At 72.2% G+C, this 13,071-nt stretch carries 14 protein-coding genes; 5 read left to right on the forward strand and 9 right to left on the reverse strand.

What is annotated here, in order from left to right; all coding sequences use genetic code 11:
* Positions 1–223: 223 nt before the first annotated feature.
* Complete coding sequence (locus ABTY20_RS10720; RefSeq protein ID WP_351996622.1) at positions 224–730, reverse strand: CGNR zinc finger domain-containing protein; 507 nt, start codon at positions 728–730, stop codon at positions 224–226.
* 109 nt (positions 731–839) lie between these two features.
* Between ABTY20_RS10720 and ABTY20_RS10725 the strand changes: the two genes are divergently transcribed.
* Both ABTY20_RS10725 and ABTY20_RS10730 read left to right on the forward strand, forming a co-directional pair.
* Positions 840–1,199: a VOC family protein gene (locus ABTY20_RS10725; protein ID WP_351996623.1), complete on the forward strand. Its 360-nt coding sequence runs from the start codon at positions 840–842 to the stop codon at positions 1,197–1,199.
* A 22-nt stretch (positions 1,200–1,221) separates the two neighbouring features.
* Positions 1,222–1,614: a VOC family protein gene (locus ABTY20_RS10730; RefSeq protein ID WP_351996624.1), complete on the forward strand. Its 393-nt coding sequence runs from the start codon at positions 1,222–1,224 to the stop codon at positions 1,612–1,614.
* 322 nt (positions 1,615–1,936) lie between these two features.
* On the opposite strand, the gene ABTY20_RS10735 is transcribed toward ABTY20_RS10730, so the two are convergent.
* The 3 genes from ABTY20_RS10735 to ABTY20_RS10745 are packed head-to-tail and all read right to left on the reverse strand — an operon-like array spanning position 1,937 to position 4,790.
* Positions 1,937–3,115, reverse strand: a complete 1,179-nt coding sequence (locus ABTY20_RS10735) for a dipeptidase (protein ID WP_351996625.1) — start codon at positions 3,113–3,115, stop codon at positions 1,937–1,939.
* Positions 3,116–3,129: 14 nt separating this feature from the next.
* Positions 3,130–3,654 carry a 5-(carboxyamino)imidazole ribonucleotide mutase gene (gene purE / locus ABTY20_RS10740; RefSeq protein WP_351996626.1) on the reverse strand — a complete coding sequence of 175 codons (525 nt, stop codon included), beginning with the start codon at positions 3,652–3,654 and terminating at the stop codon, positions 3,130–3,132.
* A complete protein-coding gene (locus tag ABTY20_RS10745) occupies positions 3,651–4,790 on the reverse strand; it encodes a 5-(carboxyamino)imidazole ribonucleotide synthase (protein WP_351996627.1) in 1,140 nt (379 codons plus the stop codon). The genes purE and ABTY20_RS10745 overlap by 4 nt, the downstream gene beginning before the upstream one ends.
* 153 nt (positions 4,791–4,943) lie before the next feature.
* On the opposite strand from ABTY20_RS10745, the gene ABTY20_RS10750 reads away from it, so the two are divergent.
* Positions 4,944–5,432, forward strand: coding sequence for a GtrA family protein (locus ABTY20_RS10750; RefSeq protein WP_351996688.1), 489 nt, complete (start codon positions 4,944–4,946; stop codon positions 5,430–5,432).
* A gap of 12 nt (positions 5,433–5,444) precedes the next feature.
* On the opposite strand, the gene ABTY20_RS10755 is transcribed toward ABTY20_RS10750, so the two are convergent.
* Both ABTY20_RS10755 and ABTY20_RS10760 read right to left on the reverse strand, forming a co-directional pair.
* Positions 5,445–6,719: a sensor histidine kinase gene (locus tag ABTY20_RS10755; RefSeq protein WP_351996628.1), complete on the reverse strand. Its 1,275-nt coding sequence runs from the start codon at positions 6,717–6,719 to the stop codon at positions 5,445–5,447.
* A 32-nt stretch (positions 6,720–6,751) separates the two neighbouring features.
* Positions 6,752–7,429 (reverse strand): response regulator transcription factor, encoded by a 678-nt coding sequence (locus tag ABTY20_RS10760; RefSeq protein WP_351996629.1) that lies wholly within the window; start codon positions 7,427–7,429, stop codon positions 6,752–6,754.
* Positions 7,430–7,940: 511 nt separating this feature from the next.
* Between ABTY20_RS10760 and ABTY20_RS10765 the strand changes: the two genes are divergently transcribed.
* Positions 7,941–9,437: an oligopeptide:H+ symporter gene (locus tag ABTY20_RS10765; RefSeq protein ID WP_351996630.1), complete on the forward strand. Its 1,497-nt coding sequence runs from the start codon at positions 7,941–7,943 to the stop codon at positions 9,435–9,437.
* A gap of 84 nt (positions 9,438–9,521) precedes the next feature.
* Here the strand turns inward: ABTY20_RS10765 and ABTY20_RS10770 are convergent, their stop codons facing one another.
* Both ABTY20_RS10770 and ABTY20_RS10775 read right to left on the reverse strand, forming a co-directional pair.
* A complete protein-coding gene (locus ABTY20_RS10770) occupies positions 9,522–10,070 on the reverse strand; it encodes an ATP-binding protein (RefSeq protein WP_351996631.1) in 549 nt (182 codons plus the stop codon).
* 239 nt (positions 10,071–10,309) lie between these two features.
* A complete protein-coding gene (locus tag ABTY20_RS10775) occupies positions 10,310–10,687 on the reverse strand; it encodes an STAS domain-containing protein (protein WP_030821652.1) in 378 nt (125 codons plus the stop codon).
* 251 nt (positions 10,688–10,938) lie between these two features.
* On the opposite strand from ABTY20_RS10775, the gene ABTY20_RS10780 reads away from it, so the two are divergent.
* Complete coding sequence (locus tag ABTY20_RS10780; protein ID WP_351996689.1) at positions 10,939–11,853, forward strand: RNA polymerase sigma factor SigF; 915 nt, start codon at positions 10,939–10,941, stop codon at positions 11,851–11,853.
* Positions 11,854–11,888: 35 nt separating this feature from the next.
* Here ABTY20_RS10780 and hutI read toward each other — a convergent pair whose 3' ends face one another.
* Positions 11,889–13,061 (reverse strand): imidazolonepropionase, encoded by a 1,173-nt coding sequence (hutI, locus tag ABTY20_RS10785; protein ID WP_351996632.1) that lies wholly within the window; start codon positions 13,059–13,061, stop codon positions 11,889–11,891.
* Positions 13,062–13,071: the final 10 nt, after the last annotated feature.

Here is a 13,071-nt window from a genome sequence, read left to right on the forward strand (position 1 = left end):
ACTCCCTATCACCCCGCCTAGCCGGTACGGGGGGCCGCGGGTTGGGCCGCGGCTCTGCCGGCCCACCCGGCGTCCCGCTGCATTCTGCCCCACCGGGCGCGGGCGCGGCACGGCTGTGCCCCGAAGGGGCGCGGGACCGTACCGGCGGGCGGCCGCCGCCGCGTGGGCGCGGCCGGCCACGACGGCGCGGCGGACGACCGGCGAGGTGCCTGCGGCGGAGCGCTCAGGCGCCCTTCGCCCGGTAGCGGCGCATCTTCGCGCGGGCCCCGCACACCTGCATGGAGCACCAGCGGCCGCGTCCGGCCGGGCTGCGGTCGTAGTACGCCCAGTGGCAGTCGGCGGCCTCGCAGGCCTTCAGCCGGTTCCAGGTGCCCGCCGTGACCGCTTCGGCGACGGCGGCGGCCGTGCGGGAGAGCAGGGAGCCCTCGTCGACGGGGGCGAGGGCGGCGGAGCCGTCCGCCGGGTCGACCGTCACCACCAGGGGCGCCCGGGCGAGCAGCTCGCCGAGCGGGGTGACCGCGCGGTGGGGCGGGTGCCCGGCGTGGGCGAGGAGCGTGGCGCGCAGGGACTCGCGCAGTTCGCGGGCGGGGGCGACGGCGTCCTCGGTGAGCCCGAAGGGCGCGCGGCCGTCCGCCGTGTCCAGCGCGTCGGCGCCCGACTCGAGGTCCAGCGTGTTGACCAGGTCCTGGACCAGGGCCAGCCGCCCGGGCGGGGCCGCTCTCTCGCTCATGCCTGGACCGTACCTCCTGATTTCCCCTTGCGAGGTTACCCCCTATGGGGAAGCATGCAGTAACGGATACCGGTTGAATCGATCTACCGGTAACGACGAGGAGGTAGTCATGCCGCTTGCCAAGGTGGGCGCCGTCGTCCTGGACTGTCCCGACCCCCGCGCGCTGGCCGGTTTCTACGCCGGGCTGGTGGGCGGCACGGTGGAGGGCGAGGGCGAGTGGGTCGACCTCGAGGTGCCCGGCGGCCCGGCCATCGCCTTCCAGGCGTCCCCCGGGTACGTGCCGCCGCGGTGGCCGTCGGACGACGGCTCGCAGCAGTTCCACCTGGACCTGACGGTCGAGGACCTGGACGCGGCCGAGAAGGAGGTGCTGGCGCTGGGCGCGCGGCCGCTGGACACCGGGGACCGCTCGCGGACCTTCCGGGTTTACGCCGATCCGGCCGGGCACCCGTTCTGCCTGTGTGCCTGCTGACCCGCTGACTCCGGGAGGACCCATGGCCCCTGCGGCCCGTTTCCGTTCCGTCGTTCTCGACTGCCCCGACCCGGGCGAACTGGCCGTCTTCTACGCGGCCGTGGCCGGCGGCACGCCCGTCGAGGAGGACCCGGACTGGGTGGTGCTGCAGCTCCCCTCCGGTCCCCGGCTCGCCTTCCAGCGGGCGCCGGGGCACACCCCGCCGAAGTGGCCGAGCGCCGACCACGACTCCCAGCAGTTCCACCTCGACTTCGACGCCGGGGGGACCTGGGAGGAGGTCGACGCGGCCGAGGAGAAGGTGCTGGCGCTGGGGGCGCGGGTGCTGGACCGGGAGGACGACGAGCGCAAGGACTTCCGGGTGTACGCCGATCCGGCGGGGCACCCGTTCTGCCTCTGCCGGATCGAACAGCCCTGACCGCCCGGCCGTCCGGGTCGGCGGCGGTCGCCGTCGACGGGGGACGGCGCTGCCGGGCCGCGTGGGCGGCGAGGACGGCCCGGGCGCGGGCCGGGGGCCCGGCGTCCGGGTCGCGGACGGGTGCGCACGCCTCCGGCGCGACCACGACCGCCTCCCGCGGGTACGGCTCGTCGACGCGGCCGGCCTCGGCGGCGGGGCGCAGGCCGTCCTGGTGACCGGCCGTCACGGGGTCCGTCCGCCGTGACCTCGGCGGTACGGTCACCGTCGCACGGAGCCCCGCCGGCTTCCTGGTGGACGCGGCGTCCGGGGGTACGGCCGCCCCTCAGCCGTCGAGCGCCTCCAGGGTGGCGTTGGACGGTCCCCGGGTGGCCCGCAGCCCCCGCGCCACGTCCTCCGCGGCGCCCAGCACCCGTACCGCGTTCTTCCAGGTGAGCTTGGCCAGGTCGGCCCTGGACCAGCCGCGGTCGAGGAGCTCGGCGATCAGGTTCGGGTAGCCGGAGACGTCGCCGAGGCCGTCGGGGGTGAAGGCCGTGCCGTCGTAGTCGCCGCCGATGCCGAGGTGGTCGATGCCGGCGGCCTCGCGCATGTGGTCCAGGTGGTCGGCCACCGTGGCGACGGTGGCGACCGGACGCGGGTGGGTCTGCTCGAAGGCGCGGTGGACCCTCATCGCCTCGGGGGTGGTGTCGAGGTGGTGGAAGCCGTGGGCGCGCATGTTCTCGTCGGCCGCCGCCGTCCAGTCGACGGCGGCCTGCAGCACGAACTTCGGCACGAACGTCACCATCGCGACGCCGCCGTTGGCGGGCAGCCGCTCCAGCACGTCGTCGGGGATGTTGCGCGGATGGTCGCAGACCGCGCGGGCGGAGGAGTGGGAGAAGATCACCGGCGCGGAGGTGGCGTCCAGCGCGTCCCGCATGGTCGTGGCGGCGACGTGGGAGAGGTCGACCAGCATGCCGAGCCGGTTCATCTCCCGCACCACCTCGCGGCCGAAGGCCGACAGACCGCCCACGCCGGGCTCGTCGGTCGCCGAGTCCGCCCACGGCACGTTGAAGTTGTGCGTGAGGGTCAGATAGCGCACCCCGAGGTCGTACAGCCCCCGCAGCGTGCCGAGGGAGCCGGCTATGGAGTGGCCGCCCTCCGCCCCCATGAGGGAGGCGATACGGCCCTGGGCGCGCGCCGCCTCCATGTCGGCGGCGGTCAGCGCGGGCGCCAGCTCCTCCGGGTGACGGGCCAGCAGCTGCCGTACGCAGTCGATCTGCTCCAGCGTGGCCGGCACCGGGTCGGGCCGGTCCGCGCGGACGTACACCGACCAGAACTGCGCCCCGACCCCGCCCGCGCGCAGCCGGGGTATGTCGGTGTGCAGGTGGGCGGACTGGTCGGCGGCGATGTCGCGGGCGCCGAGGTCGTAGCGGACCTGTTCGCGCAGTGCCCAGGGCAGGTCGTTGTGCCCGTCGACCACGGGGAACTCGGCCAGCAGCGCGCGGGCGTCGTCGAGGGACGTCATGGCACCCGCCCCGCTCACGCGCCGAAGCCGAAGCCGTTGCCGGACCCCTCGGCCTTGGCGCGCAGCCGCTTGCCCTTCTCGGTGGCCTGGTCGTTCAGCTCCTGCTGGAACTCCCGCATCCGGCCGAGGAGCTCCTCGTCGTGGGCGGCGAGGATCCGGGCCGCGAGCAGTCCCGCGTTGCGCGCGCCGGCCACCGAGACGGTGGCGACCGGGACACCGGCCGGCATCTGCACGATGGACAGCAGGGAGTCCATGCCGTCGAGGTACTTCAGCGGCACGGGCACGCCGATCACCGGCAGCGGGGTGACGGAGGCGAGCATGCCGGGCAGGTGGGCGGCGCCGCCCGCGCCCGCGATGATCACCTTCAGGCCCCGGTCCGCGGCCTGCTCGCCGTACGCGATCATCTCGCGGGGCATGCGGTGCGCGGAGACGACGTCGACCTCGTAGGCGACCTCGAACTCGCCGAGGGCCTTGGCGGCCGCCTCCATGACGGGCCAGTCGGAGTCCGACCCCATGACAATGCCTACGACCGGGCTCATTCGGTGATCGTGCCTCTCAGGTAGCCGGCTGCGTGACGGGCGCGCTCCAGCACGTCGTCCAGGTCGTCGCCGTAGGTGTTGACGTGGCCCACCTTGCGGCCGGGCTTCACGTCCTTGCCGTACATGTGGATCTTCAGCTGGGGGTCGCGGGCCATGCAGTGCAGGTACGCGGAGTACATGTCCGGGTAGTCGCCGCCGAGGACGTTGACCATGACCGTCCACGTCGCCCGCGGGCGGGGGTCGCCGAGCGGGAGGTCGAGGACGGCGCGGACGTGGTTGGCGAACTGCGAGGTGATCGCGCCGTCCATGGACCAGTGTCCGGAGTTGTGCGGGCGCATCGCGAGCTCGTTGACGAGGATGCGGCCGTCGCGGGTCTGGAACAGCTCGACCGCGAGGTGGCCGACGACACCGAGTTCCTTGGCGATGCTCAGCGCCATCTCCTCGGCCTTCAGCGCGAGGTCCTCGTCGAGGCCGGGCGCGGGCGCGATCACGGTGTCGCAGACGCCGTTCACCTGCCGGGACTCCACGACCGGGTAGGCGACGGCCTGACCGTGCGGGGAGCGGACCACGTTGGCGGCCAGCTCGCGCACGAAGTCGACCTTCTCCTCGGCGAGGACGGGGACGCCCGCCCTGAACGGCTCGGCCGCCTCCTCGACGGAGCCGACGACCCACACGCCCTTGCCGTCGTAGCCGCCGCGGACCGTCTTGAGGACGACGGGGAAACCCTCCCCCTCGGCCGCGAACGCGGCCACGTCCTCGGGATCGGTCACGATGCGGTGCCGCGGGCACGGCACGCCGATCGCGTCGAGCTTCGCGCGCATCACGCCCTTGTCCTGGGCGTGCACCAGCGCGTCGGGGCCGGGGCGGACGGGGATGCCGTCCGCCTCCAGGGCCCTGAGGTGCTCGGTGGGCACGTGCTCGTGGTCGAAGGTGATCACGTCGCAGCCGCGCGCGAACGCGCGCAGCGTCTCCAGGTCGCGGTAGTCGCCGACGACGACATCGCTCACCACCTGGGCCGCCGAGTCCTGCGGAGTGTCACTGAGGAGCTTGAACCTGATGCCGAGCGGGATGCCCGCCTCGTGTGTCATACGAGCGAGCTGGCCACCGCCGACCATGCCGACTACCGGGAACGTCACGTGCCCAGGGTATCGGCCCGCGCCACGGTGGCCGATTCCGCGTCCGTTCCGCGGGAGGGACCGCGGTCACGGCCCGCGTCCGCAGGAAGATCGCGCGGGCGGGTGGTTAGCATGGCTGGGTTGACGCATTCGACGGACGGGAGCCTGCAGGCGATGGAACGCGGTTCCCCGGGGCTTCGACGGCTCTTCCGGGAAGTGGCCAAGTTCGGCGCGGTGGGGGGAGCCGGCGTACTGGTCAACCTGGGTGTGTTCAACCTGGTCCGGCAGGTGACGGACCTGCAGGTGGTGCGGGCGAGCGTCATCGCGACCGTCGTCGCGATCGTCTTCAACTACGTCGGTTTCCGGTACTTCGCCTACCGGGACCGCGACAAGTCCGGGCGCACCCGTGAGATGTCCCTGTTCCTGCTGTTCAGCGCGGTCGGTCTGGTGATCGAGAACGGCGTGCTGTACACGGCGACGTACGGCTTCGGCTGGGACAGCCCGCTGCAGAGCAACGTCTTCAAGTTCCTCGGCATCGGCGTGGCGACCCTGTTCCGCTTCTGGTCGTACCGCACCTGGGTGTTCCGCGCGCTGCCGGCCCGGGAGCCGGTGGCCCGGGGCGCGTCCGCCGGCGGCTCCCGCGCGACGCAGCGCGTGCCGTAGTCCGCACGCGGCTCAGCGCACGGTCCGGCGGGGCTCGTCGTCCGAGGGCTTCGGGGGCGGTGTGCGGGACAGGAACAGGCCGAAGACGGCCGGACTGGCCTGGAGCATCTCCAGACGGCCGCCGTCCGCCTCCGCCAGGTCCCGGGCGACGGCGAGGCCGATGCCGGTGGAGTTGTGGCCGCTGATCGCCCGTTCGAAGATCCGCGAGCCCAGGTCGGCGGGGACGCCCGGCCCCTCGTCGGTGACCTCGACGACCACCTGGTTGCCGGTGACCCGGGTGCGCAGGGCGACCGTGCCGCCCCCGTGCATCAGCGAGTTCTCGATCAGCGCCGCCAGCACCTGGGCGACCGCGCCCGGCGTGCCCACCGCCCGCAGCTGCCGCTTGCCGGAGGTGACGATCGCACGGCCCGCGCTGCGGTAGGCGGGGCGCCACTCGGCGAGCTGCTGCTGGATCACCTCGTCGAGGTCGAAGGTGACCGCGGAGCCGGTGCGCGGGTCGCGGGAGTTGGTCAGCAGCCGCTGCACCACGTCCGTCAGCCGCTCCACCTGCGCCAGCGCGATCGTGGCCTCCTCCTTCACCGTGTCCAGGTCGTCGGTGAGGGTGATCTCCTCCAGGCGCATGGACAGGGCGGTGAGCGGGGTGCGCAGCTGGTGGGAGGCGTCGGCGGCCAGCCGCCGCTCGGCGGTCAGCATGCGGGCGATGCGTTCGGCGGAGTGGTCCAGCACGTCCGCGACCCGGTCCAGCTCCGGCACGCCGTAGCGGCGGTGGCGGGGGCGGGGGTCGCCGGAGCCGAGGCGTTCGGCGGTCTCCGCCAGGTCGGTCAGCGGGGAGGCGAGCCTGCTGGCCTGGCGGATCGCCAGCAGCACCGCCGCGATCACCGCGAGCAGCGCCACCAGGCCGATGATCAGCAGCGTACGGCCGACCTCCCGGGTCACCGAGGAGCGCGGCTCCTGGACGGTGACGGTCTCGCCCTCCTCGCCGGGTTCCGTGGCGCTGATGACGTCGCCGTCCGGTTTGTCGCCGACCTCGATGGGCGGCTTGCCGGGGATCCGGATGACGGCGTACCGGTCCTCGGCGACCTGGTCGCTGATGATGTCGGCGGTGACCTTGTCCTCGACGAGCAGCCGGCTGTCGACGATGCTGGCCAGCCGCACCGCCTCGGACTCCACCCGCTCCTTGGCGCTCTCGCTGATGGTGCGGGTCTCCACGATCACCAGGGAGACGCCGAAGACGGCGATCACGACGAGCACCACGGCGAGCGTGGACTGGATCAGACGGCGGCGCATGTCCTCTTACCCACTGGCGGACCCCGACGGGGTCAGCTCTTCTCGAACCGGAAGCCCACGCCGCGCACGGTCGCGATGTAGCGGGGGTTGGCCGCGTCGTCGCCCAGTTTCTTGCGCAGCCAGGAGATGTGCATGTCGAGGGTCTTGGTGGAGGACCACCAGGTGGTGTCCCAGACCTCGCGCATCAGCTGGTCGCGGGTGACGACCCGGCCCGCGTCCCGCACCAGGACCCGCAGCAGGTCGAACTCCTTCGCGGTGAGCTGGAGCTCCTCGTCGCCCATCCACGCCCGGTGCGACTCGACGTCGATGCGCACCCCGTGGGTGGCGGGCGGCTGCTGGGGCTCGACGGAACCGCGCCGCAGCAGGGCCCGGACCCGCGCCAGCAGCTCGGCGAGCCGGAACGGCTTGGTGACGTAGTCGTCGGCGCCCGCGTCCAGGCCGACGACCGTGTCCACCTCGTCGGCGCGCGCGGTCAGGATCAGCAGGGGGACCGTGTGCCCCTCGGAGCGGAGCCGGCGGGCGACCTCCAGGCCGTCCATGCCGGGCAGTCCGAGGTCCAGCACCACCAGGTCGACACCGCCCTGCATGCCGGCTTCGAGCGCGGCGGGTCCGTCCTCACGCACCTCGACCTCGTAGCCCTCCCGGCGCAGGGCGCGGGCCAGCGGCTCCGAGATGGACGCGTCGTCCTCGGCGAGCAGTACACGGGTCATGGAGTGATGGTAGTCCCGCCGCCGAGGGGCCCGGGGTGTGATCACGAACGTTGGTTCTTACCTCCGTCATACCCGTTTCTCACCCGGGGGCGCTCCGATTCGCACCTGCGGCTGTGGGGTGCGAACCTGGGAGAAACCTTCGAATGGGTGATCACGGTCCGGCAAAACCTGTGATCCGTGTCTCAAGTCCTTCCATATCCGGCACTGTCCTGCCGTATGGTGAATCAACGCCTGTTGCACCACGAGGACCTTTGGCGCAGTCGACGCCGAGGGTCCCCTTTGTGTGCGGGCCGGCTTCTTCGCCGGCCCCGGAAGGAATGACCTGTGGCCGGGCCTCACCGCGCACTGACGCGCGCAGAGGCGTGGATCCCGGTGGTCGCCGTCCGCCGTTCCGCGACCCGGAGCGGCCTCCCCCGGGCGTGGGGTGGACGTACGGACCCGCCGGTGCCGGCCGCCCCCCACCGGGCGCGTACACGCTCGCGCGACGCGTCCCGACCAGCAAGGATCGACCATGGCGTCCAGCCTGACGAAGGACTCGGTCACTCCGGGCACCCCCGGTTCCGAGAAGACCTTCTTCGGCCACCCCCGCGGACTGGCCACTCTCTTCATGACCGAGATGTGGGAGCGTTTCTCCTACTACGGCATGAGGGCTCTGCTCCCGCTGTACCTCGTCGCGCCGGGCGGCCTGGCCCTGAACGCCGGCACCGCGACGGCGATCTACTCGGTGTACGTGTCGTTGGTGTACCTGCTCGCCATGCCCGGCGGCTGGTTCGGCGACCGCGTCTGGGGCCCCCGCAAGACCGTCGCCGTCGCCGGCGGCGTCATCATGCTGGGCCACCTGACGCTGGCCCTGCCGTCCTCCGGCACCTTCTACGCGGGTCTCGGTCTGGTCGCCATCGGCTCCGGTCTGCTGAAGGCCAACATCTCCACCATGGTCGGCCACCTCTACAAGGGCCCGGACGACCCGCGCCGGGACGGTGGCTTCACCGTCTTCTACATGGGCATCAACCTGGGCGCCTTCGCCGCTCCGCTGATCATCGGCACCATCGGCGAGAGCGTCGACTGGCACCTGGGCTTCGCGCTCGCCGCGCTGGGCATGGGCCTGGGCCTGGTGCAGTTCCTGCTGGGCAGCCGCCACCTGGACGCGCACTCCAGCGTCGTCCCGAAGCCGCTGTCGGCCCAGGAGAAGTCCTCCACCCTGCGCAAGGCCGCCCTCTGGGCGGGCATCGCCGTCGTCGCCTACGCGGCCCTGGGCCTCTCCGGCCACTACACGCTGAACTGGGTCCTGGTCCCGCTGACGCTGCTCGGTGTGATCATCCCGGTGATGGTGCTGGCCCGCATCAAGCGCGACAGGGAGCTCGACCGCGCCGAGCAGTCGAAGATGTCCGCGTACATCTGGTTCTTCGTCGCCGCGGCCGTGTTCTGGATGATCTACGACCAGGGCGGCTCGACGCTGTCGATCTTCGCCGACTCGTCGGCCGACAACACCGTCCTCGGCTGGGAGTTCCCGGTCTCCTGGTACCAGTCGGTCAACCCGGTCCTGATCATGGCGCTGGCCCCGGTCTTCGCCTGGATCTGGCTGGCGCTGAACCGGCGCGGCAAGGAGCCCAGCACGATCGTGAAGTTCTCCTCCGGCCTGATGCTGGTCGGCGCGTCCTTCTTCCTCTTCCTGGCCCCGCTGTCGATCGCCGAGGGCGGTCACAAGGCCGCGGCGCTGTGGCTGGTGGCGATCTACTTCACGCAGACCGTCGGTGAGCTGCTGCTCTCCCCGGTCGGCCTGTCGGTCACCACGAAGATGGCGCCCGCGAAGTACGCCTCGCAGATGATGGGCGTCTGGTTCCTGGCCGTCACCGCCGGTGACGCCACGACCGGTCTGCTCTCCCTCGCCGGCGTCGACCTGAACAAGACGGGCATCGTCGCGCTGGAGGCGAGCCTCGCGGTGGTCGCCGGTGTCGCGGTGTGGATGTACCGCAACAAGGTCAAGGCCCTCATGGGCGACGTGCGCTGAGCCTTCCCCCCACGGCTCGGCGAAGGGCCCCGCATCCGGTGGATGCGGGGCCCTTCGTACGCGGTGGTGCCGTGCGGGGTGGGCTCACGCCGGTGCCCCGAGCTCCGCCCAGACCGTCTTGCCCGTGACGTCCGGGGCCCGCAGGACCCCCCAGTCCAGGCAGAGCCGCTGCACGATGAACATGCCGTGGCCGCCCGGACGGCCCGCCCGGTGCGGGGTGCGCGGGGCCGGCTGGCCCGTGCCCCGGTCGGTGACCTCGATGCGGATCACCTTCTTGTCGCAGGTGATGGCCAGGTGGTCCGGCCCCTCGGCGTGCAGACAGGCGTTGGTGACCAGCTCGGAGACGACGAGCAGGACGTCCTCGGCCGCGGCCCGCCGGTCGGCGGTGGCGGCGGGCAGCCAGCCCCACGCGTACAGCGCCTGGCGGGTGAAGTCACGGGCGAGCGGTACGACGCCGCTCTGGTCGTCGAAGCTCAGCCGGCGGACCTGGCCGCCGCCCGGGGAATCCGCGGAATCCGTCGGCGCGGTCGGCACGGCGGCACCCGCGTCGGGCGCGCCGCCCCCGGGCGTCCCGGAAGCGCCGCTGGGCTCCGGACCGCGGTCGCCCGGCGAGTAGGGCCGGGTGGTGCTCATCAGCGCTTCACCTCACCGTGTCACCAGTTCACGATTCAAAAGTCTCTGTACTAGATCCATCACGCGCGCACGGCCCATCCGGTTCTCGGCACTTCCGCGATCGCCGCGTCCGGCACGTTCAGGATGTCTCCTGCCCGGGCGGACCGGGGGGACACCCCCGTACGCGCACGAAAAGGCACGCCGGAGGCGGCCCTCCGGCGAGGACGACGGGAGGACCCGGCCGGGCCTGCCCGCGCGCGTCACGCGGAATCGTCGGCCAGCGCCGCCTCGAGAGTGTCGTGCACGGCGAACACCGCGTCCGCTCCCGTGATTTCGAAGACCCGCGCGACGACGGGCTGCATCCCCACGAGATGGACCCCACCCCCGGCGGCCTCGGCCTTCAGCCGGGCACCGAGCAGCACGTTCAGCCCCGTGGAGTCACAGAACTCCAGGCGCGAGCAGTCGATGACGAGCCGCTTGAATCCCTTGGCGAGGCAGTCCTCCAGTGGCTCACGCAACAGATCGGCGGTGTGGTGGTCCAACTCACCCGCCGGAGTCACGACGGCACTGGGGCCCTCTTCTCGCACCTCGACCAGAAGCCGGCCAGACTGTGCGCTGCCGACCGTCCCGCGGTCCATGCCGTCTCTCTCTCCCGACGTCGTGGCTGCCTGCTGACGTCCTCGAACATTACGCCTTCCGGCCACACTCCGACAGCCGAACAATTACACGCAAACGGACATATGCCAACAGACCGCACTTGCGGTCGGCTCCGGAAAGCGGGTAGGGCTAGTAAGAACACGTAACCGACACGGCCGGCTTTGGAGGCGCCGCACACCGCAGTGCACGTATCGGCTTCGGCAGCCATATGCCGAGAACGATGGAGGACATCATGTCACCCCGGCTCGACGGATCGCGTACCCCGAAAGCGACGTCGACACTCCTTCCGGAACATCTGGATCCCATCGATCGGGACGACCCGGGCGCCGTCCCGGACGGTCCCCTCGCCGGACTCCCCGAGATCCCCCCGTACGACGAGGTGGGGCCGGTCGACGCGCGAGCCCTGTCCAAGACCCTCTTCGAGCGCCTGGAGTCGCTGGAGGAAGGCACCCACGAGTACTCGTACGTACGCGACACGCTCGTCGAACTGAACCTCGCCCTGGTCAAGTTCGCCGCCTCCCGGTTCCGCTCGCGCAGCGAGCCGATGGAGGACATCATCCAGGTCGGCACCATCGGCCTGATCAAGGCGATCGACCGCTTCGAGATGTCGCGCGGCGTGGAGTTCCCCACCTTCGCGATGCCCACCATCATCGGCGAGATCAAGCGCTTCTTCCGTGACACCTCGTGGTCCGTGCGGGTGCCGCGCCGGCTGCAGGAGCTCCGGCTCGACCTGGCCAAGGCCGGCGACGAGCTGGCCCAGCAGCTGGACCGGGCGCCGACGGTGGCCGAGCTGGCGGAGCGTCTGGGCATCAGCGACGACGAGGTCGTCGAGGGCATGGCGGCGTCGAACGCCTACACCGCCTCCTCGCTGGACGCCCAGCCGGAGGAGGACGACACCGAGGGCGCGCTGGCGGACCGGATCGGCTACGAGGACCACGGGCTCGAGGGCATCGAGTACATCGAGTCGTTGAAGCCGCTGATCGCCGAACTGCCGCTGCGGGACCGGAAGATCCTCTCCCTCCGCTTCGTCGCGGGCCTGACCCAGTCGGAGATCGGCGAGGAACTGGGCATCTCCCAGATGCACGTCTCCCGCCTGCTGTCCCGGACACTGGTGAAGCTGCGCAAGGGGCTCACGGTCGAGGAGTGATCCTCACCGGGTGACGCGCTCGTCCTCCAGGGCGCTCACACCCTGCGTACGCCCCGCCGCCACACCCCCGCGACCAGCGGGACACCGGGCCGGTAGGCGAGGTGGACGTGGCTCGGGGCGTCGAGGAGGACGAGGTCGGCGTACGCGCCCGGGGCCAGCCGGCCGACGTCGGTGCGACGCAGGGCCGCGGCGCCGCCCGCGGTGGCCGACCAGACCGCCTCGTCCGGCGTCATCCCCATGTCCCGCACGGCGAGCGCGACGCAGAAGGGGACGGAGGACGTGAAGGACGAGCCCGGGTTGCAGTCGGTGGACAGGGCGACGGTGACGCCCGCGTCCAGCAGCCGCCGGGCGTCCGGCCACTCGGCGCGGGTGGAGAACTCGGCGCCGGGGAGCAGGGTGGCGACGGTGCGGCTGTTCGCGAGGGCGTCCACGTCGGCGTCGGTGAGGTGGGTGCAGTGGTCGGCGCTGGCCGCGTCGAGCTCGACGGCGAGCCGGACGCCGGGGCCGTAGGACAGCTGGTTGGCGTGGACGCGCGGGTGCAGGCCCTTCGCCTTCCCGGCGGTGAGGACCGCACGGGCCTGGTCGCCGTCGAAGGCGCCCTCCTCGCAGAAGACGTCGATCCAGCGGGCGTGCGGCGCGCAGGCGTCCAGCATCGCGCCGGTGACCAGGTCCACGTATCCGGCCGGGTCCTCGGCGTACTCGGGCGCGACGACGTGGGCGCCGAGGTAGGTGACCTCGTCGGTGTGGCGGGCGGCCAGCCGCAGGGCGCGGGCCTCGTCCCCGACGGTCAGGCCGTAGCCGGACTTGGTCTCGAAGGTCGTGGTGCCCTGGCGGAGCGCCTCGCCGAGGAGACGGACGAGGTTCGCCTCCAGTTCCGCGTCGCCGGCGGCCCGGGTGGCGGCGACGGTGGTGCGGATGCCGCCGGCGCCGTAGGCGCGGCCGGACATCCGGGCGTTGAACTCCTCGGTGCGGTCACCGGCGAAGACCAGGTGGGAGTGGGAGTCGACGAAGCCCGGCAGGACCGTCCGGCCCCCGGCGTCGACCCTGCTGTCGGTGGCGGGCGCCTTGCCCGACTCACCGGTCCACACGACGCGGTCGCCCTCGATGACGACGGCCGCGTCCCGGACCAGCCCGAGGGGGGACCCGTCCCCCAGGGAGGGGTCGTTGGTGACCAGCGTGGCGATGTCGCTGATGACGGTGCTGCTCATGGTGTCCTCA

This window comes from Streptomyces sp. NPDC126497 (assembly GCF_040302425.1).
GTDB lineage: Bacteria > Actinomycetota > Actinomycetes > Streptomycetales > Streptomycetaceae > Streptomyces.